This is a genomic window from Bradyrhizobium sp. 149 (assembly GCF_023073915.1).
Classification (GTDB): Bacteria; Pseudomonadota; Alphaproteobacteria; order Rhizobiales; family Xanthobacteraceae; genus Bradyrhizobium.
Genome location: NZ_JADPKK010000020.1, coordinates 276,245 through 293,891, shown reverse-complemented (window position 1 = coordinate 293,891; position 17,647 = coordinate 276,245). Strand labels below are relative to the sequence as shown.

22 protein-coding genes are annotated in these 17,647 nt (G+C 62.3%); 8 read left to right on the top strand and 14 right to left on the bottom strand.

What is annotated here, in order from left to right; genetic code table 11:
• The first annotated feature begins 41 nt into the window (after window positions 1–41).
• The 4 genes from IVA88_RS16440 to IVA88_RS16425 all read left to right on the top strand — a co-directional run bounded on the left by IVA88_RS16440 (window position 42) and on the right by IVA88_RS16425 (window position 2,872).
• Entirely contained in the window at window positions 42–815 is a 774-nt protein-coding gene (locus tag IVA88_RS16440) for a thioesterase family protein (RefSeq protein ID WP_247498272.1), read from the top strand.
• Window positions 816–982: 167 nt separating this feature from the next.
• The gene (locus IVA88_RS16435) at window positions 983–1,231 is read left to right on the top strand and encodes a hypothetical protein (protein ID WP_247498271.1); all 249 of its coding nucleotides are present in this window, start codon (window positions 983–985) and stop codon (window positions 1,229–1,231) included.
• Between the two features lie 132 nt (window positions 1,232–1,363).
• A complete protein-coding gene (locus IVA88_RS16430; protein ID WP_247498270.1) occupies window positions 1,364–2,074 on the top strand; it encodes a hypothetical protein in 711 nt (236 codons plus the stop codon).
• 84 nt (window positions 2,075–2,158) lie between these two features.
• Window positions 2,159–2,872: a hypothetical protein gene (locus tag IVA88_RS16425; RefSeq protein ID WP_247498269.1), complete on the top strand. Its 714-nt coding sequence runs from the start codon at window positions 2,159–2,161 to the stop codon at window positions 2,870–2,872.
• Window positions 2,873–2,978: 106 nt separating this feature from the next.
• Here IVA88_RS16425 and IVA88_RS16420 read toward each other — a convergent pair whose 3' ends face one another.
• On the bottom strand, window positions 2,979–3,203 hold the full coding sequence (locus IVA88_RS16420; protein ID WP_247498268.1) for a cysteine rich repeat-containing protein: 225 nt from the start codon (window positions 3,201–3,203) through the stop codon (window positions 2,979–2,981).
• A gap of 236 nt (window positions 3,204–3,439) precedes the next feature.
• On the opposite strand from IVA88_RS16420, the gene IVA88_RS16415 reads away from it, so the two are divergent.
• Window positions 3,440–3,721 carry a hypothetical protein gene (locus tag IVA88_RS16415; RefSeq protein ID WP_007597469.1) on the top strand — a complete coding sequence of 94 codons (282 nt, stop codon included), beginning with the start codon at window positions 3,440–3,442 and terminating at the stop codon, window positions 3,719–3,721.
• 116 nt (window positions 3,722–3,837) lie between these two features.
• Here IVA88_RS16415 and IVA88_RS16410 read toward each other — a convergent pair whose 3' ends face one another.
• Window positions 3,838–5,775, bottom strand: coding sequence for an ATP-binding protein (locus IVA88_RS16410; protein ID WP_247498267.1), 1,938 nt, complete (start codon window positions 5,773–5,775; stop codon window positions 3,838–3,840).
• Window positions 5,772–6,455, bottom strand: a complete 684-nt coding sequence (locus IVA88_RS16405; protein ID WP_247498266.1) for a response regulator transcription factor — start codon at window positions 6,453–6,455, stop codon at window positions 5,772–5,774. The genes IVA88_RS16410 and IVA88_RS16405 overlap by 4 nt, the downstream gene beginning before the upstream one ends.
• An 80-nt stretch (window positions 6,456–6,535) precedes the next feature.
• On the opposite strand from IVA88_RS16405, the gene IVA88_RS16400 reads away from it, so the two are divergent.
• Window positions 6,536–6,892 carry a hypothetical protein gene (locus tag IVA88_RS16400; RefSeq protein WP_247498265.1) on the top strand — a complete coding sequence of 119 codons (357 nt, stop codon included), beginning with the start codon at window positions 6,536–6,538 and terminating at the stop codon, window positions 6,890–6,892.
• 86 nt (window positions 6,893–6,978) lie between these two features.
• On the opposite strand, the gene IVA88_RS16395 is transcribed toward IVA88_RS16400, so the two are convergent.
• The 8 genes from IVA88_RS16395 to IVA88_RS16360 all read right to left on the bottom strand — a co-directional run bounded on the left by IVA88_RS16395 (window position 6,979) and on the right by IVA88_RS16360 (window position 12,646).
• Window positions 6,979–7,212, bottom strand: coding sequence for a hypothetical protein (locus tag IVA88_RS16395; protein WP_247498264.1), 234 nt, complete (start codon window positions 7,210–7,212; stop codon window positions 6,979–6,981).
• Between the two features lie 163 nt (window positions 7,213–7,375).
• On the bottom strand, window positions 7,376–7,678 hold the full coding sequence (locus IVA88_RS16390) for a hypothetical protein (RefSeq protein WP_247498263.1): 303 nt from the start codon (window positions 7,676–7,678) through the stop codon (window positions 7,376–7,378).
• 481 nt (window positions 7,679–8,159) lie between these two features.
• Window positions 8,160–9,653, bottom strand: coding sequence for a phosphotransferase (locus IVA88_RS16385; RefSeq protein ID WP_247498262.1), 1,494 nt, complete (start codon window positions 9,651–9,653; stop codon window positions 8,160–8,162).
• Entirely contained in the window at window positions 9,640–9,897 is a 258-nt protein-coding gene (locus IVA88_RS16380) for a multiubiquitin domain-containing protein (RefSeq protein ID WP_247498261.1), read from the bottom strand. Before IVA88_RS16380 ends, IVA88_RS16385 begins: the two co-directional genes overlap by 14 nt.
• Window positions 9,894–10,448, bottom strand: a complete 555-nt coding sequence (locus IVA88_RS16375) for a DUF6527 family protein (protein ID WP_247498260.1) — start codon at window positions 10,446–10,448, stop codon at window positions 9,894–9,896. The genes IVA88_RS16380 and IVA88_RS16375 overlap by 4 nt, the downstream gene beginning before the upstream one ends.
• Window positions 10,441–11,736 (bottom strand): ThiF family adenylyltransferase, encoded by a 1,296-nt coding sequence (locus tag IVA88_RS16370; RefSeq protein WP_247498259.1) that lies wholly within the window; start codon window positions 11,734–11,736, stop codon window positions 10,441–10,443. The genes IVA88_RS16375 and IVA88_RS16370 overlap by 8 nt, the downstream gene beginning before the upstream one ends.
• Window positions 11,733–12,128, bottom strand: coding sequence for an E2/UBC family protein (locus IVA88_RS16365; RefSeq protein ID WP_247498258.1), 396 nt, complete (start codon window positions 12,126–12,128; stop codon window positions 11,733–11,735). The genes IVA88_RS16370 and IVA88_RS16365 overlap by 4 nt, the downstream gene beginning before the upstream one ends.
• Window positions 12,128–12,646 carry a hypothetical protein gene (locus tag IVA88_RS16360; RefSeq protein WP_247498257.1) on the bottom strand — a complete coding sequence of 173 codons (519 nt, stop codon included), beginning with the start codon at window positions 12,644–12,646 and terminating at the stop codon, window positions 12,128–12,130. The genes IVA88_RS16365 and IVA88_RS16360 overlap by 1 nt, the downstream gene beginning before the upstream one ends.
• A gap of 165 nt (window positions 12,647–12,811) precedes the next feature.
• On the opposite strand from IVA88_RS16360, the gene IVA88_RS16355 reads away from it, so the two are divergent.
• Both IVA88_RS16355 and IVA88_RS16350 read left to right on the top strand, forming a co-directional pair.
• Window positions 12,812–13,144, top strand: coding sequence for a hypothetical protein (locus IVA88_RS16355; RefSeq protein ID WP_247498256.1), 333 nt, complete (start codon window positions 12,812–12,814; stop codon window positions 13,142–13,144).
• A gap of 27 nt (window positions 13,145–13,171) precedes the next feature.
• The gene (locus IVA88_RS16350; RefSeq protein ID WP_247498255.1) at window positions 13,172–14,260 is read left to right on the top strand and encodes a HigA family addiction module antitoxin; all 1,089 of its coding nucleotides are present in this window, start codon (window positions 13,172–13,174) and stop codon (window positions 14,258–14,260) included.
• Window positions 14,261–14,513: 253 nt separating this feature from the next.
• Here IVA88_RS16350 and IVA88_RS16345 read toward each other — a convergent pair whose 3' ends face one another.
• Genes IVA88_RS16345 through IVA88_RS16335 form a run of 3 tightly spaced genes read right to left on the bottom strand, consistent with a single transcriptional unit; the run spans window position 14,514 to window position 17,536 of the window.
• Window positions 14,514–14,963, bottom strand: a complete 450-nt coding sequence (locus IVA88_RS16345; RefSeq protein WP_247498254.1) for a TetR/AcrR family transcriptional regulator — start codon at window positions 14,961–14,963, stop codon at window positions 14,514–14,516.
• A 56-nt stretch (window positions 14,964–15,019) separates the two neighbouring features.
• Window positions 15,020–16,159, bottom strand: coding sequence for a serine protease (locus tag IVA88_RS16340; protein WP_247498253.1), 1,140 nt, complete (start codon window positions 16,157–16,159; stop codon window positions 15,020–15,022).
• A 3-nt stretch (window positions 16,160–16,162) separates the two neighbouring features.
• Window positions 16,163–17,536 (bottom strand): hypothetical protein, encoded by a 1,374-nt coding sequence (locus IVA88_RS16335; RefSeq protein WP_247498252.1) that lies wholly within the window; start codon window positions 17,534–17,536, stop codon window positions 16,163–16,165.
• Window positions 17,537–17,647 lie beyond the last annotated feature (111 nt).

Below are 17,647 nucleotides of genomic sequence, written 5' to 3'. Positions count from 1 at the left end.
TTGCTGAGTCGCCAGCATTTCAGCCAACTGAGATTTGAGCGATGACCCCGATCTACCGCGTCGACGGCAACAGTGTCGTCACCAGCCCGGATGCCGCTGGCCCATGGGACCCGCGTATGCAGCACGGTTCGGCGCCGGCCTCGCTGGTGACTTGGGCGGCTGAGCGCATTCCGACGCCTGTAACGATGGACATTGCGCGCGTCACCATCGACCTGATGCGCCCGGTGCCGGTGGCGCCGCTCACGATTGCGACCGAAATCTTGCGCGAGGGCCGCAAGATCCAGCTCTGCGGGGTCAAGCTGCTCGCCGACGGCGTGCAGGTGGTCGGTGCCACCGTGCTCAAGATCAAGCGCCAGGCGCTGACGCTGCCCGACCACGTGAAGGCGCTGCCCGTTGCGCTGCCGTCGCCGGAGGACTCGCTGCTCGAGGACGGTCATGCCGCCACCAGCCCGTTCGTGCGCTCCGTCTCGATGCGCGCCGCGCGCGGCCGCTTCGGCCAGGCCGGCGCGGGCGCGATCTGGTTTCGTGTCGACCATCCCCTGATCGCGGGCGAAGCGCTCTCGCAGGCGATGCGCGCCGTGGTCGCCGCCGATTTCTCCAACGGCACTGCCTCGACGCTCGACTTCCGCGCCTGGACCTACATCAACGCCGATCTCACCGTGAACTTTTCGCGCCAGCCGATCGGCGAATGGATCCTGCTCGACGGCGATTCCTGGATCGGTCCTGACGGCGCCGGGCTTGCAATGTCGCGGCTCGCCGACCGGCAGGGCTATTTCGGCCGCGCGGTGCAAAGCCTGGTGATTGAGAAACGGTGAGGCCCTTTTTGCCTCCCCGTGACGAACGGGCGGGGTGGTGCCGCGTGCTCACCTCATCAGCACGGTTAATCCCGCATACCTCCGGCCCGCTCCACTTAACGGCAGATTAACCATCGCCGGCGAAGAATCCCTCTCAAGGCGCCAACCAGGACCGAGAGGGACAGGCGATGGACTTCGATTATCTGAACGCCAAGACGGCGGCTTCGCTGGACGAAATTCGCGTTCGCGTCGCCCATGCGCTGGCCCGCCACCCGCTGTGCCGCAATGTGCGCTTCGATATCGTCAGCGTCCCCCGCACCCGCCGGGGCGGCAATTGGACGGTGACGCTGCAATCGGTCGAACCGCGCGGCGTCTGGGAGGCCTCGGAGATCGTGGCCGACATCCAGGACGCTTACGAACTGGCGCTAGCTGCCTGATTTTCTTGAGTTTTCGGGGCAGCGTCGCCGCAGTCCGCGCGATTGCCGCCGCAATGGCACGGTTAAGCCTTAATTATCGCCCAGTTTCCGGGCAGTGATCACGTGGACTTGAAGCCGGTTGCGGAGAGACGTTTGTCGAAAGCCATCACCATCGTCGTGCTGACCTGCTTCCTCGTCCTCGGCGCCGCCACCACCGCCATTCTCGGCCGCGACAGCGTGCCCAGCGTCAGCGCCGAAATGATCACGCAGGTCCCGGCGTCCAAGCCGCTTGCAACCAACCGGGCCGCCAAGGCCGACCGTCTGGTTCCGACGCTGGCGCTGGCCTCGGCCGCGATCGACCCGGTCCAGGTTCCGGCCGACAAGCTCTCGCAAATGCCCGTGCTGACCGAGCCGCTGCGCCAGGCGTTCGCTGCCGCCACGCCGTCCGATTTCCCGATGCCCAAGGCGAACGTGAACGAGGCTCCGGTCGCTGCAGAGGTTCCTGCCGTCGAAGTCCCGGCCAAACCGAAGGTCGTCGCCAAGCCGCAGCCGCAGAAAACCTATTCATTGCTGTCCGACATACAGATCGCAGGTATCAGGGATCGCCTGAAATTGTCGTCGTCGCAGGAATATTACTGGCCCTCGGTCGAAACTGCGTTGCGTAATGTTGTCCGCAAAATCTCGGCAAACAAGCTGTCCAATCCGAACGTGCAGGGCGTGCCGATCGATCCCAATTGCGACGAGGTGCAGCAGTTGAAATCGGCCGCGATGCCGCTGCTGTTCCAACTGCGTGACGACCAGAAAGAGGAAGTGCGCAAGCTCGCGCGCATCATCGGGCTCGAGAAGGTCGCGCAGCAGATCTGACGCGTAAGTTCCTCCCGGAACTACGCCCGTATCAGGAACATCCGGCAATCGACAAGCGTTGCCCGCTCCAAAGGGAGTGGACCAATGCGCGCCTCGACAGCCTATTTCGTCGGTGCCGGAACCATTGTCGCAGCCATCGCCATTGGTCTCGGCGGCGGCATTGTCGCCGGCAATATCATGAATCCGGTCTCGCCCAAGCAGGGGCTTGATACCAGCAAGATAGCGCAGCGCGCTGACATCAAGCCCGCGACGAACGCGCCACCCGAACGCCTGCAATATCTCACTGGCTCGCAAGCCTTCGGCGCCATGGTCACCGCGCCGGCGCAGGCCGAAGTCAAAGCCGAAGCCAAATCCGAAACCAAGCCCGAAGCAAAATCCGAAGCCGCGAAGCCCGATACGCAGAACACTCAGGCCAACGCTGAACCGCCAGCGCAACAGCCTTCGCAGGCGGCTGCGGTGGAGCCGCCCAGGCCGGCACCGGCATCGCCTCCGCAAGCCGCGAAAGCTGCAGCACAGCAAGCGTCGACAGAGCCGTCATCCTCACCCGACAACGCCTATGCCAAGGCCAGAGATTCTGACGTAAAGCGTGCCGGGTCTGAACGGCGCCGGACGGAGCGCCGCGAGCGCTGGGTCGAGCGCCGCCACTACGACTACCGCGAGCCGCGTGGCATGCGCGATCGCACCGATTGGGATGACGTCGCGCGCAACATCCGCGAAGATTCCGACGCGCGCGATGTCCCGAGCCGGCCGCGCGGCGGCTTCCCGCAGGTCAGGCTGTTCGGGCTCGACGACGACTAGCGTCCCTCCTCGCGATCGCGAGCGATGGTTCGCTCCGCAGAGGCGCTTGCCCGCGAAGCCATTCCGGACTCGCGTGCTGCGCGCGCATCCCGGAATGACGGTTGGCTCACCCGCCGTGCGTCTCCACAACCTTGCGGCAGCCTTCCGAAAGCTTCGACTTGTTCTCGCGCAGACAGGCATTCATCTGCGGCGGCTTGCCGATATGTTCGGCGCAGAATTTGCTGGCGTCGCTTCGGCAGGTCATCTGCTCCTGCGGGGTCGGACCGGATTGCGCAGCGGCGGGCAGGGCGGTGGCGGCCAGCAGCAGCGCGGCAAGAACCGAATTCTTCATAAGGCACCTCTTTGAGAATGTCGTTGATCCCGCTTGGGATCAAGCGAGCCGGACCATCTCGTGGGGGCCGGGCGCAGGTCCATGCCATGTTCATGGCATCGGCCAACCCGCCCCGTCGCCGTACCCCCATTTTCATGGCATGTATCCGCGCCCCGTCTTTTGTCATTCAGGCTGCACGTCGGCTGCGAGATCCGGTGGATTGCATCGGGACGCCGAACGGGAAGCAGGAGAGCAAGATGTCGAAAAGAGCGGGAGCGCTCAGCGCCGGGCTGACGATTTTGGCGCTGGCAGGCGCGGCGATGGTGTCGCTGGGCACGAGCCCGGCGCAAGCGGTGGTCTATTGCAAGACGGTCGGAATACCCAAGGGCTGCGTGGTGCGGCCGACAGCAGCAGTGGTGGTTGCGCCGGCCGCCGCGGTCGCGGTCGCGACACCCGGGGTCGGTGCGCCCGGTGTCGGCGTGCGCGCGGGCACGCCGATGAATCGCGGTGGTCCGGTCAATCGCGTCGGCGTGCGCTGAGAAAGACAAAAGAGTTCGGGCGAAGGAGCCTTGCGAACGAATCCCCCATCCTCCGCAGGCAGATCATCCGGCCCGTCCCTCTCTCCGCGCGTCCCACACGTTCGGAGAGGGGCTTTTCAGCCCACGGCGGCATCGCTGTCGGGGAAAATCTGCGGCAATTGCAGTCGCACGCGCGTGCCTGAGGAATCCGAACTCAGATTGAGCGTCGCCCCGCAACGCGCGGCACGGCTCTTCATGTTGCGAAGGCCCCGCGCGGTCTGGCTCGCGTCCGCGGCCCCGCCGTTGCCGACCGGCGCAGAACCGTTCGCAAAGCCCTTGCCGTCATCCGCGACCCTGATCACACCGTACGGTTCCTGACCTTCATCGACCGTCTCGATGGTAACAGCGATGTGGCGGGCCTCAGCGTGCTTGACCGCATTGGTCACGGCCTCGTCGAGGATGCGCACGATCTGGATGACATGCCATGGCCTGAGCTCGGGATGCAGCGGCAGCCCCTGCGGCGTCGCCACCTGCCAGTCGAGCGCGATGCCGTGCGGGCGCAATTGCGCGGTCGCGCGCTCGCGCCAGGAGCCGAGCGCCAGCATCAGGTCGCCGCCGATGTCGTCCATGGAATCGATGACGAGACGCAGGTCCTTCAGCGCCGCGCGGGCGGCGTCGGTGATGGTCGCGCCCTCATGGCCACGCTCGGACAGTGCTACGATGCTGATGAGCTGGCCGCCGAGGCCGTCATGCAGGTCGCGCATCAGCCGTGTGCGCTCACTGGCAAGCGCGGCGGCCCGTGCACGCTCCTCCTCACGGGCAAAGCTCGCCTTCAGCCGTTCCTCTGCCTCGCGTACGCGGGTTACGAGCTGGCCGGCAAAGCTGTCGACCTGGTTCAGCGCGCGCGCGAACCGCCAGGTCAAGCCGGCGCCGATCGCGACCAGCATCGCCGAATAGGACAGGCGCGAGAGGAAGATGCGCTCGTCGGTCACGATCTCGAACACCGACAGCATGTCGTGGACCCAGCATATCAGCACGATGGTCACCGCGCAGCCGAGCGTGAAGCTTGCCGCGTCCTGCCGCCGCACCACCGCGGCAGCGGTGACGCAGGCCATCAGGAACAGGCAGAGCCCGACGGTGGGAATGCCGAGCACGAGAAACAGAATGCGCGGCAGCGGCGGGCCTCCGATCAGCCCGACACCGAACACGACGAGCCCCGGGGCGAACAGCAGCATGCTGTAACGCGGCCAGCGCCAGCCGAAGAACAGCACGCCGAAGACGACGACCAGGGCGCTCTCGATCGGTGCGGACGCGAGCAACACCGCGGCGAGCCGCGACGTGTTGACGGGGGGCACCGGCGGGGGCGCGAAGGCCTGCACCACGCCGAGTACCATCGCCACGGCCAGCACGCCGTAAACAGGCTCGCGGCGGCGCATCAGCCACATGATCGCCAGGATCACGGCGAGGATCGACTGCCAGGCGGAGAACACGACGGGCAGCGTGACGAACATCAGCGTGCGCGTCTCGTAGGCGGGCCGCAAGGCCGCATCCGGCCCGACATAGACGGTGTCGAGAAAGCCCTTGAGCGGTCCCCAGACCAACAGCCGCACTGTGATCTCGTTCGCGCCCTCGCGCAGCAGCGAGGACGGGATCGACCCGATCTGCGGGGTGTTGCGGTCGGGCCGGTTGGCGTTGGCATCGCGTCGGGAATCCAGGATGACGACGCCGTTGATCGCGACTTCGACCGCGTTGCTGAAGCGCGGCAGGAATACCGACCATCCCGACGCCACATCGCCGCGGCGGAAGGTGAAGCCGCCGGTGTAGAGCGGTGGGTCGGCCAGGGAATAGCGCGACGACGTGAAATGCGGCAGCGTCACGGGACGCGCCACGCCGTCCTCGCGCAGCGAGAACTCGCTCAGCGCAAAGTCGTCGGGGTCGATGGGCTGGAGCAGCCGCAGCCCGAGGATGGTGGCGACCAATATCAGCGCCTGGAGCAGCAGATAGGGCACGAGGCGCGAGACCAGCAGCCGGCGCCGTGCCGGTTTGACCGGTGCCTTCGCCGCGATCTCGCTCACAGCTTGATCAGGCCTTGCTGTACCGCTTCGAACACCGCTTCGCCGCGGGTGTGCACCTCGAGCTTGCGATAGATGTTCTTGATGTGGCCGGGCACGGTCTGCCTGGAGAGGCCGAGATGGCTCGCGATCTCGGCGTAGCTGAAACCTTTGGCGATGCCCCAGAGGATGTCGATCTCGCGTGGGGTGAGCCTTGCGGTGTTGAGGGCGGGACCCGGCGGAGGCTCGGCCGCATTCTGCGGGGTACCTTGCGTTCTGCGCACGATGAAGCGGGCGATCGAGGCCGAGATTGGCGAATGGCCGGCGACTAGATCGCGCACGGTGGTGGCGATGTCCGTGGGGAACGCGTCCTTCAGGAGATAGCCGGTGGCGCCGACCGTGATCGCGGAGATCACGCTTTCTTCGTCCCCGAGCGCCGAGATCACCATGATCTCGGTATCGGGAAAGCGCCGCCTTGTCTCGCGGATCAGCTCGACGCCGTGGCCGTCGGGCAGCCGCAGATCGGTGAGCAGCACGCGCGGCGCCCGCTCGCCGAGCCCGGAGCGGGCCTCTGCGAGCGTGCTGGCGCTGCGCACCTCGTAGCCGGCCTTCACCAGCGCGTCGTGGAGCCGCCAGCAGGTCGGCGCGTCGTCCTCGACGAGGAGGATGGTGATGGCTTCACCCGTCTCGCCTTGTTCGGTCATGATCATCGGCCTGCACCGCGTGTCCCCCGCGGCGCAGGGCCAAGCTTAGCCGCGGCGCGGACGCCGCGACACCCATAATCATGGGGCGCAAACCGACCGTTTGGCGTCCGCGACGCGCCGGCGAACCGCACCAGCTTGTGTTTTGGCGGGACGGCGGTGGTCATTCCGTCGGCATGCGCGGCGTCGACGCGCTCGATGCGGTGCGCGCCCGGCCCAATCGCATCTGTCCGCTGGTTTGTGCGAGGAGACAAAAGGCGGTCGGCGACCGCTGCGGCCTGATCGTCTGTGACAACAACTTCGTGCTGGACGCCCAGGGGGTGTGCCAGCGGCGTCCCGATCCGCCGCAGAAGCCAAAGGCCGTATCCCGCCACGAGTCGAGCCCCGCGCGCGCCGTCTGCTCCGGTCAGCAGCGAAGGGGGCGAATGCCATACATTTGAAGGCAAGCAATACTGCCAGTGAGACGGCGTTGCTCGCTCTGGGTTGAGGGCTAGTGGGATCCTCGCGTCCGTCCGGGATGGCCCCTCTACGAAGCCTCCACCCGCGGCGGCGGATATCGCCGGGCCAGCGCCGATAACGGCAAGTGTCGCTCGCCCTCCGGCAGCTCCAGATAGGCGAGCACGAGCGGCCGTTTCCAGTCACCGACGCCGAAATCCATCGCCATCCATTTCTGCGGCTCGGGACCTTCGAGGCCCCGCACCCAGACGAAGAAGCGGGGGAGGTCATCGGCGTCCGCTTCCGTCGTGCGTCTTCTCGCCATCAAACCTGCTCGCTGCACCAACATACGTTGCCACACGATATAGGGACTGGCTCCGCGAAGTCGAACCCGTCGTCGAGGGAGGCTCGTGCAGGGAAGCGCGTGGCCCTCCACTGGCGGAGTGTCTCCGGGACGCGGATACGAGCCGTACGGTCGCACACTCATGTCACTGCCAGAGTTCGCAGGTCGCAACCCGGTTGATATCGGCGAGCCGCCGGCTGGTGTCGCCCTTGAGATCGAGGCTTGCGACCAGTGCCAACAGGCGATGATAGGCGCCGTCAGCGACCTCGACGGGCAGCGGGGCCTCATCGAACGTCTCGACATAGCTGCCGACGAGACCGCTCAACAAACGGCACAGGCCGCGCTGGGAGGGATCGTCCCGGCCGAGCGTCTCGAGCTTTTGCTGAAAGATCCGGAAGGTGCGCAGACCGTGGTGCTGTTGCGAAAGCCACGTGTGCAGGTCGTTCATATGAGCCTCTTCGAGCGATGGAAGAAGCTACCGGTTTATACAGGTGCGATGTGACGGTTGGAAGGGGAGGGGAATACCGGACCATCGATCCAGTCCGCCTTCGCCAAGGCTCCGGCGGGACAGCCTTCGCTGCTTCGCCTCAATGGTGCGGAGCTTGGCTCGCCCAGCCGTAGCTGCGAGGCAGCGAAGGCTGGTGCCCCTGGCCGGCAATCGCTTAGTACCACAACCATTTGAAATTTAAGTCACTTTTATCGTCGATTGCTGCCGATACCAGCACAAATACCAGCAGGATGACGCGGTATTCGCCGACAAAAAATAAAACAGCAGGCTTCCCGTAGCGGGCACGCCTACGCCGTTCCGGTCTCTACAGCGTCCCAAGCGGAATCGAGCCCAGTTCTGACTCATAATCCTGGCAGGATCGATCCAGCTAACTATCGTGAGCTCATGAAAGGGGGCATGCCTGCATACGTCCCGCCGGCCTTCACGCTGCGTCGGGCGTCCGATGGGCTGTCCGGAGATGCTCGTCGGCTAATTGACCGATAATCCGGTCCGCCAGACGGTAGGCGTGCACTCGGCGCCGCTGGCCCTCTGCGCCGTCGCCGCCGTACGACGCCTTCCGCAGCAACTGCAGTGCGACGACGACGGGGTATTCCACGTCCGAGAACTGGACGGCAAACGCCGTCTGCCGGATGTAATGGAGCGCGTCGAGGAGGTTGGCTGCATCTCGCTCGGGCCGCGGCGGCACGGCGGGCGCGCGCAGCGCTTGCAACTCATAAACCTCGTCGGCCAATCGTATCCAATCTCCATCGGTTGCGAGGCACGTGTCCATCATCAAAGACACGTCCAGGGCGGCGGGATCGACGGTCAACGGTCCGTAATCGACGGATGCGAAGTCGATCAAAATCGCGTCCGCGCCGGCGATGCGGACATTGTTGCCATGAAGGTCGCCATGCGTCGTTCCGTAGCGGTACTTGATCGCGGGAAGCGCCTTGAGCATGGCGTCGAGTTCATCGAACGAGCGGACGGACGCTCCCGCCGAAAGCTGGCGCTTTTCGAGCCTCTTCTGCCGGTAGACATTGTACGTACCGGGTCGCGACCGGCGAAGGTATTGCAGCACGCTTCCGTCGGCGACGTACTGGCTGTCGTAGAACGGCTGGCGCCGCCAGCCGCGCAACGCGCCCTCGAAGAGGGAATGGAGCGCATCACGTCCGGCGCCGCGGTCGATCGCCTCCATCAAGGACTCGGACTGTTCGACGAAATTGCCGACAATCACGCCGCTCGCGTGAGAAAGCAAACACCGTTCGTCGTCGAGGTTGGGTCGCTGATTGAACGGAACATGCAGGGTCGTGCATTGCCGGTAGTTGTCGAGCTCGCGTTCGATCTTCTTGCGGCCGTCGAACTTTACAAAGAACGGCAACGGAATCGGTCCGACCCGCGAATTCAGCAGGCTCGCGAACGCGCAGAACACCTTGGCGCTCCCCGTGGATTGCTTCACCAGCTTGACCGCCGAGCAGTCGCCGAACGCGCGTTTCAACAGGATTTCCTCTTCGGGCGATAGCGACTCGCCACCGACCACCTGCAGCGACGCGTTTATCGTGGGCTGCTCCCGCACGCGCACGATCTCTTCGAGCAGTTCGCACTCCTCGCCGCGTGACGAGACCCCGACCACTCCGTTGAGCCGCCAATCTCGCAATGCGACGGCGACCGCCGTGGCGTCATTAAACGAACAGGAGACGAAGGCTTCAAGTCCATGCGCTAGAGCTTCGCGCAGCATCGCTTCGGTGTCGGTCTGCAGCGCCGCGGCTGCCGCCCCGTCGTCCAATGCCACGATCACCGCACGACCGTCCCGCAGATGCAGCGCCGACAGGTGCCCAGTGAGGCTCTCGATCTCGAGTTTCCCGAATTTACAGGCGTCCAGACAGTCCCGACCTGGACTTCCACCGCTCCAGATGACTTTCCGCCTACGCGTGTTCATCGGGCGGGCTTCCGAAGGCAGTGGGGGGTTTCGAGAAGACGCTCGGGCAAGATTCCGAAAGGTCGATCGTGTCGGTGTCGCTCACAAGGCGATCGGGCTGGTCGCCGACGCCCTCGACGATCATTCCGTGGCCGGCTGGAATTCGGGCGAGGAGGCGCAACTGGATGACGGTTATCGACGGCCCTGGCGCTTCGAGGCGCTGACCGTTGAGCAGGATTGCATACCGCCGCTCCTCGTTCATCATGCCGTCCTGTCAACTTGCGATGAGCGCGGAGCATTCGGCGCCGACGCCAGCCCGAAGCGCGAGCCCTTCTCGGAGGAAACAGCCACACGGTCGGCCACGAGCGCCTGGCAAGTCCAGAGCGCCTCCCAGGGGATGACGTCGAGTTGCATGGCGAGGTCCGCGTAATGCGCGTGCTGCAGTCCCGGCGCGGGCAGCAGCTTGTGAATGCGCCTTTTGAGGTCCTCGCTCCGCCAAGAATGCGGATCCGATACGTCGCACCAGATCAGCCTGTTCCGCCAAAGGATGAAATGCGCCTCACAGCCGCTTTCTCTCCACACCGATGGAAAGAGCGTAAGACTGTCTTCCCGATCGTAGAGTTTCCAGGCGGGACCGGTCCGCGGATCGAGGTTCACGCTGATGACCTCGCCGCAACCGTCGGGACAACGTATCGCCAGCGACCTCAGCGCGCCTCGTCGGACCAAAGCCACGTCACCGGCCTGAGGCACGAGATCGACAGCGTCGGAGTGCCTTTCCGTTGTGCCGCGCAGTTTGATAGAGCTGGCTCTAACCATGGCGGCGTACCGGAAGCGGTTCGAGGTCTTTCTTGCCTGCCGCCGAGTCCGGCCCGCAGAAATTGCAGGTCGGGTTCCGTTGGGCGACCACGCTGGACAGTCGCTGTCGGTTGCCGTCGTAGACCAGGAAGCGCGCCTGCGCGTCCAGGCCGGTCACCATCGAAAGAAACATGGTGACCCCGGCCGAAGCGACGGTGGAGTTGATGCTGATGATCGCGGGCTGCACCACGCGGGCGCCGACCACATAGGGGTCGGCCTTGCGTTGATCCGGCGTCATCATCTCCTCGCGGATCTGCTTGGGGTCGAGATGATTGAGGCACCAAAGGCATGCCTCGCCATCCACGAGCGCTTTGACGTGGCCGGCGAAGGTCACCGTGGACCCCGACGCGTCGACGACGACCCCCATGTCGATTGCCGGGATGCCGTACTGGAAGGCGAGTTGATTGATGACATGCCGGCTGGCGTGCGAGTCCGTGCAGCAGAAGATGAAGTCGCATTCGGTGAGGCGATTGGCGGGCCCCTCGTCGACCACGTCTCCCACGATCTCCTCGACCCGCGCTTCCGGCCGCACCGACCGGATCATTCGAGCCGACACGGAAGCCTTGGGTTCGCCGACCGACTTCGGCGTCGATCCGACGGTGCGGTTGAGATTGGTAGTTTCGACCACGTCCGGGTCGATGAGCAGGAAATCCGCCACGCCCAGATGGGCGAGCTGCTGGACCACGACGGACCCGGTGCCGCCCAACCCGACCACGCCGAGGCGCAGTCGCGCCAGCGCGGCCTGGCCTTCTTCTCCGAATGCGCGGATCTGGCGATCGTAGGTCGATGCTGTTTCGTGCGGGATATCCGTCACTTTCACGGTTTCCTCGGTGCCCAGTCGCCGCGCGGTTTCGGCCTCGCTGCCGAAGACCAGGGCGCAGTGCGGAATTCCCGGAATTCGAGCTTCTGCGTATTTGGCGAGTTCGATCTCGGCATGATCATCGATGTGGGAGAAAACCACGTGTTTAGTCTGATGCGGGTGCGTGTGGCAGTATACCAACGACAGGCCCTCGACGCGCCCCTTCTTTTCGACAGGCAGTCCGAAAGCGGGATCAACCACCACCGCGGTCGCGGTCCGAACCAGGCATGCCGCGGGCGGCACGACGTGCATCTCCCTCACGACCAGGTGCCAGTCGTCACCCGATCGCTTGGGATCGCAGAGCAGGATTGCCGCGGTCTCGAGGCCTTCGTGCCAGATATCGTCGCGCAACCGGCGGAGTTTTCCGGCCGGGAAGATCATCTCGATCATTGTGCGCGTCGCAGTCGGTCGATCACGATCGAAACGAAGGTCATCAGGTCGTCCCTGTTGGGGCTCCAGTTGCTCTGTCCGTCGACGACGTGCCACGAAAACCACAGGCCGACGATCGCGGTCTCGGGGATCTGCTGGATGTTGCTGGCCTGAGGTTGGCCTCCACCGACGAGCCTAAGCGTCTGGTCTGCCCAGAAGCAGTCGGGCGGCGGTCCCGGATAGCCGACAGGCACCAGGAAGTGAATGTTGGTCGACGTGGCGGACCAACCCGGCGGCAGGGCCATACCCGGAATCGAGACCAGTGCGGCGCCGGAAGGCAGTCCCTGAAGGGTACCTCCCGGGTAGCGTTCCTTTACCCGCTCAAATTGCCGTTCAGTGACGCTGGACAGCATCAGCGCGCTCCGAAGTTGGTCGGCGGCTTGGAGAAGAAATGCTTTACAGGATGTGCGGAGTCGACCGTGAGCAAAACCGTCTGGCCGTCCTCGATCACCTTGTCCTCTTCGTGGCCATGGCCTTCTTCGATCAGAGTGTGGTTCAGATCGAAGTCCGGGTCGACCGCCTTGATCTTCGCCTTGATCTGGGCACCCGTCGCGGTCTTCGTGGCCGAACGGATCTCATGCTTCTTGTAGAAGAAGTAATGCCGCTGGCGCTCGAGTTTCAGGTGAAGCTCGTGGGCGTCGGCGGCGACGGATCCCAACGTCTCCGGGTCCTTCAACGTCACCTGTTCGTGGAACAGCCCGAAGGTGACCAATTCGCCCTTCTCGTCAACGCCCTCCTTGAGGTCGAAGGCGACGAGAACCCGGGACTTGAAGGACCCGACTGTCTCGTCGCGGCCGACCTTGTGATCGTCGAGCTTGTCGCCGTCCTCGGGGTAACGGACACGGACGTCCAGTTTGCCGGTCTCACTCATATTCTTTGTCCTCCAGCCGCGGCGAGCCGAAGGGGCTGCCCTGGAACTTGATCGCAGATTCGGGCCGAAAGGTCAAATTATATGTTTCCTAATAGGTAACACTTTTTGTTTTCTGTGCATTGTGGCCGCCAGTCCAACGAGTTAAGTTGTGTTGGGCGGGAAAAAGTGTTTCCCATTGCTAAACGAATCATCGGGTCCGCCTTGCTTGTCTTGTTCGAAAGCGTTGCCGACCAGCGCCTTTTCTGTTCGGCAGAACTGCTCGATCGGCGTTTCGGACCCCTTCTATCGAAGAAGATCAAGGTGCGGCTGCATATGCTCAGGGCCGCACCGACCCTGGCATTGGTTCCGACTTGCCAGCCTTTCTGCCTTAAGAAGACGCCTCGTGGCGACTTCACGCTGGATCTGTCTCCTCCGAAGGTCCTGCGCTTCGCGACTCAAGGCCGGCGTGGCGATCCTATCACCGCAATCAAGACAGTCAGGCTTCTCGGCGTGGAATGACCGGCCGCAGCAGTTCAAAGAGGAATCATGACACGTGAGCAATTTACATTCGAGCCTGACTATTCGATCAGCCCAGGGGCGGCTTTGGAAGAAAGCCTCGAAGCCATGGGAATATCAGCTCGGGAGCTCGCCCGCAGGTGCGGACGCTCCGCGAAGCTAATAGTCGAGATACTCGCCGGAAAGGCGCCTCTCGAACCCGAGACGGCACTGCAGTTCGAGCGGGTGACCGACGTGAGCGCCGCCGTGTGGCTCGGCATGGAGACCCAGTACAGGCTCGACCTGGCCCGGAAGGAAGAGGACCAGCAGCTTGCCGGTCGCTACGGCTGGGCGAAGGATTTCCCGCTCAAGGAGATGAAGGAAAGGGAGCTTATCGATCCGCCGAAGGACAATGCCGATGCCGTCAGGCAGCTTCTCAAGTATTTCGGCGTGGCCAGCATCGATGCGTGTGAGGCGGGGTTCGAGTCTCTTTCTCTCTCGTACCGGCGTTCTCCGACTTACGTGACGGATCGAAATTCTCTCTTTGTGTGGCTAAGACTTGGGGAAATGGAAGCGGAGTCCATCGAGTGCGCTGAGTACGACAAGGCGACGTTTCTGAAGTCGCTCGCGCAGATACGCTCTCTCACGTTGGAGAGAATCGAAGTCTTCCTGCCGAAGATAGAGCGCCTATGCGCAAAGGCTGGTGTGGCATTCGTTCTTACAAAGCCTGTAGGCAAGATATCGCTTAGCGGAGTTTCTCGTTGGCTCTCGCCACGTAAGGCGATGATCCAGCAGACTTTGCGCCACAAGGCGAACGATCATTTTTGGTTCACGTTCTTCCATGAAGCACGTCACGTCCTCCACGGTAGTCGCAAGACAGTTTTCGTAGACGGAACAGGGTTGGAAGGCGCGTCACCGGAGGAAGAGGAAGAGGCAAACGCCTGGTCCGCCGAATTCCTCGTTCCGCAGGCGCAGCTCTCCAAATTTTTGGCTGACGGGGATCTGTCTGAAAGAGCCGTACGGTCATTTGCGAACGAGTTGGGTATTGCCCCGGGGGTCGTTGTCGGTCAGTTGCAGAAGCGCAACTTTTTGCGCTACGGGCAACTCAGCGGCTTGATCGAGCGTTTCGAGTGGACGTGAAAACAGGCCCCCGGGGCATGCGCCGGTCTCGAGCTAAGCGGATTCGGATCGCCGCGCTCTTGGCGGTGAACGGATGGCGGGGAGGAGGGTCAGACGGCGTTCAGGATCGCTTCGGCCGTCTTGATCTTGCCGATGATGCCCTCGAACGACGGGACATGACCGCGGCGTCGATCGCTCGCTCGGCTCGGGTCGTGAGCGTTCGTGAGGTCAATGGCAGCGCGTTAGCCCTTCGCGGCAACCCGGAAACTGGAATTCACGCACGATTCCGCAGATCACTTTCTCTATCTCCGAGATTGTCGGGGCTGCCGATAGGCGCACCGCTTCTCAATCTTTCGTTCATCTGCGCGATGAGCCGCGCTTGATCCATTACGTCGAAAGAGATGCGGTCGCGATCATGAAGCCAAGCCGAAACTTCAGACCAACGCCATAAAGGATTATCGCTGCCGATTTTGGCGACAGGCACCGGAAAGCCCTCGCCTCGTGTTCCAGCGAAATAATTCGAGATGGCGGCTCGGCTCATTTCGGCACGTCGAGCGATGTCCGCCAGTGTGACGAGCTCATCTGGTTCGACCCGACGTACGGTTGCCCCGGAGTTTTGAACATCGCCTACCGCCGACCACAGCGCATCCGCCCACCGCCGCATCATCCGCTCGGCGCTCCTGCCAGGATTCGGCGGCGTGGTTATAGGCACCATGGATTTCATTCGCCTCCTGGTGCGCATTGTTTCGCAAGCTCCAATTCGAATGCAGGTGCGGAGCATTATTCGCTGGAAATGACCTCAGTAACTCTTGCCCAGTAAAAGACGTCGCCGAGGTAGCGCATCGCTTGAATAGCGCCGACTTTGATTTGGTTTTTTGCCGTAAGTTGAGAAACCACCGAGCCATAGTATGCCTTGCCATCTTCGAGTTCTGGGCATCGAGACCGAACATTTATAGCCTCTGCTTGGGTGGCAATACGCAATGGCTTATCGAAAAGCGTAAAACTTGCTTCAGTTCCCCCAGATGCCCGTTGCTGAACTTGCGACAGGATATCTCGGCCAAAGGGGGCATCCGGATATCTCAACTGCGTCCTCGCCAACGCGGACCGCTTACCGAGGAAGATACAGAGCCCGGTTGTCTGTCCAACAAGTTTTGCCAGATCGGGGCGGGCGGCTTCGGCCACGGGCACCCCTTGATTGCCCTTGATCCATTCGGTCAATTTTTGGATCGGAAGAGCCAACGCCTTTTTTGAAACCCCTCCTGTAACTTCCCTCATAACGACAATGGCCACAACCGCCCCGGTTTCGTCGAGTACGGGAGATCCGCTTTCGGTGGGCACGAGTTCGCCCTCGAGTTGTACGAGCTCTGGATCTACGTCGTCTGAACCGATCACCTTTACGACTTTCGCGCCGGCGCTTTCGGCAACACGATCCCCACTCATGCCCCAACTCACGACGACGTACTTGTTGCCGGAGATCAAGGGTGTGGGATTTAAATCAGCGGCGAGGGTTGTCGTTGGTCCGGTGACAACTTGCGCGATGTCGTTCTGACCATTCACCAAGACTCCTGTTACGGGTCGAAATTCAACGCTACCGGGACCGTACTCGGCGATGATGTAGACGTCTCGATTCACCCTGCTGCCAAGAGGGGCCCAGGACGCGTCGGATTTCACGACATGTCCTGCAGTAAGGATGCGAAACTTGAGCCTTGGGTCGGAAGCTCCGGTCTTAACGATTACGCCGGACCCATGTATAGGCTGTACAAACGTCTCCCCGGGTGCTTCTTGGCCGGCTACCCGCAGATGAACAATTTTGCCTTGCAGCTTTGCCAGAACCTGCCCTGCATCAATGGCAAAGACCTGGTTGGACCAAGCGCCATAGATGAGCGCCGCACTGAGCGCACGAACAAGCTGCCGTTCCACTACTCAGTCCCCAACGACGGCAAAACGGTAGGCAGACTTGGCGTCGTCTCTAACGGTAGGCAAAGAAAACTCGAGCTCGAAAGCTCCTTTTTGCAAAGAACTTAGGTCGGCAGTGATCGAAAATGTCAGCCTTCCCAGCGAAAAGTCTGCCGTGCCGCTAGTCTCAGCTACCGGGATCTCGATCTCGCTAGAGCCGTTGCGGAGGATGGTCTTCGCTAGCACCAATCCAGTCTTTAGCGACTCAACAGGTCCGTCCACGTTGATCGTCGCCGTTGCTCGAAGCATATCGGTATTAGCGTAGGTCGGCTGTTCGCAAGTCACTTCCAGCGTTCTGATCGTCCAATTGAGTTGGGTCCCACCGGATCGGACGCTTATGATCGGATGGCCTCGACCGTTTATCGGCTCTCTCACAACTGGCGTGATCGAGAGTAGCTCGCGTTTCAGCTCACTTTCGGCCCAATTATCATCGAACAAGGTCGCATGCTCAGAGAACGAAACCATGGCTCCGGAAAGATCATCAAAATTTGGGTTTCGTGCAGCGCTCCAGGCAGGAACGGTACCGTCTCCGAGATCCTTCGAAAAGTACCACCGGCTTGCGTCGGGTGCGGTCGCTCCCTGCTTGACGGCGAAATACACATTCGTGGGCTTAGCATCGCCCGCAAAGATGACTTCGCTTACCTTCGGAGGTGGGGTTCGGAGCAGATCGCTTAGGGTTCGCGCGTTATTGAGGTTCGTTTTGAACGCGGCAAGGCGTTCGGGGCTGGAGCTAATTTCGTTAGGGAGCCAATGAAGCAACCGCCACTGTTCGGCATCGAATACGTCGATGGGGTCTTTGTCGTTATTCGCTAACCGGACGTAACAGCATTCTTTGTAGCGCGGGAGGAGCTCCATGAATCCAGGGAGGGAGATTGCAACGCGCCGGATCGTGTCCATCCCGCCAGCGACAATATTTGCGATCCGCCCCCAGCCTTCCGAAAGCGTGCTAAGCGTGTCCGCAGACCCGAGAAATGGCGTGCCGAAGTAGATCACTTTGTTCACAGAGTTGTCTGGGTTCTTGTCCAGGTAAATTCGCGTAACGATTCCGCCCATGCTGTGAGCAAGTATATCGAACTTGCCCGGCAGTCTGCCGTCCTTCTGTCGCTCCTCGATAAAGGTTTTGAATTTCGCGGCCGTCTCGAAATTGCTTTGCCGCCAATCGTAATCGAACAGATGGAGATTGGATTGATCAAATCCGAAAGACTTGAGATTCGTCAGAAGAGCTGCATAGGCTTTGATGGAGTAAAACGGACCGAAGACTTCGACTTTGTCGATCAACCCGCATGGAGAGAGGGCCTCTTTTGAAGGGCCTCCTAGTTCTAAGCGAGCAAAATTCTGCAAGGAACTTCCCGTGCCCCAAACGACCTCGCCGGACGAAGTACAGAGCTTGCTACCTAGTATGCCTGCAACGACGACAAGAGGCCGCCTGACCGATTCGGTTGCGTGAGCACC

What these genes read in the sequence shown, in the direction of transcription:
- IVA88_RS16440 (WP_247498272.1), top strand. Translation starts at nt 42, where the DNA reads ATGACCCCGATCTACCGCGTCGACGGCAACAGTGTCGTCACCAGCCCG.
- IVA88_RS16435 (WP_247498271.1), top strand. Translation starts at nt 983, where the DNA reads ATGGACTTCGATTATCTGAACGCCAAGACGGCGGCTTCGCTGGACGAA.
- IVA88_RS16425 (WP_247498269.1), top strand. Translation starts at nt 2,159, where the DNA reads ATGCGCGCCTCGACAGCCTATTTCGTCGGTGCCGGAACCATTGTCGCA.
- IVA88_RS16420 (WP_247498268.1), bottom strand. Translation starts at nt 3,203, where the DNA reads ATGAAGAATTCGGTTCTTGCCGCGCTGCTGCTGGCCGCCACCGCCCTG.
- IVA88_RS16415 (WP_007597469.1), top strand. Translation starts at nt 3,440, where the DNA reads ATGTCGAAAAGAGCGGGAGCGCTCAGCGCCGGGCTGACGATTTTGGCG.
- IVA88_RS16405 (WP_247498266.1), bottom strand. Translation starts at nt 6,455, where the DNA reads ATGACCGAACAAGGCGAGACGGGTGAAGCCATCACCATCCTCCTCGTC.
- IVA88_RS16400 (WP_247498265.1), top strand. Translation starts at nt 6,536, where the DNA reads ATGGGGCGCAAACCGACCGTTTGGCGTCCGCGACGCGCCGGCGAACCG.
- IVA88_RS16395 (WP_247498264.1), bottom strand. Translation starts at nt 7,212, where the DNA reads ATGGCGAGAAGACGCACGACGGAAGCGGACGCCGATGACCTCCCCCGC.
- IVA88_RS16390 (WP_247498263.1), bottom strand. Translation starts at nt 7,678, where the DNA reads ATGAACGACCTGCACACGTGGCTTTCGCAACAGCACCACGGTCTGCGC.
- IVA88_RS16385 (WP_247498262.1), bottom strand. Translation starts at nt 9,653, where the DNA reads ATGAACACGCGTAGGCGGAAAGTCATCTGGAGCGGTGGAAGTCCAGGT.
- IVA88_RS16380 (WP_247498261.1), bottom strand. Translation starts at nt 9,897, where the DNA reads ATGATGAACGAGGAGCGGCGGTATGCAATCCTGCTCAACGGTCAGCGC.
- IVA88_RS16375 (WP_247498260.1), bottom strand. Translation starts at nt 10,448, where the DNA reads ATGGTTAGAGCCAGCTCTATCAAACTGCGCGGCACAACGGAAAGGCAC.
- IVA88_RS16370 (WP_247498259.1), bottom strand. Translation starts at nt 11,736, where the DNA reads ATGATCGAGATGATCTTCCCGGCCGGAAAACTCCGCCGGTTGCGCGAC.
- IVA88_RS16365 (WP_247498258.1), bottom strand. Translation starts at nt 12,128, where the DNA reads ATGCTGTCCAGCGTCACTGAACGGCAATTTGAGCGGGTAAAGGAACGC.
- IVA88_RS16360 (WP_247498257.1), bottom strand. Translation starts at nt 12,646, where the DNA reads ATGAGTGAGACCGGCAAACTGGACGTCCGTGTCCGTTACCCCGAGGAC.
- IVA88_RS16350 (WP_247498255.1), top strand. Translation starts at nt 13,172, where the DNA reads ATGACACGTGAGCAATTTACATTCGAGCCTGACTATTCGATCAGCCCA.
- IVA88_RS16345 (WP_247498254.1), bottom strand. Translation starts at nt 14,963, where the DNA reads ATGAAATCCATGGTGCCTATAACCACGCCGCCGAATCCTGGCAGGAGC.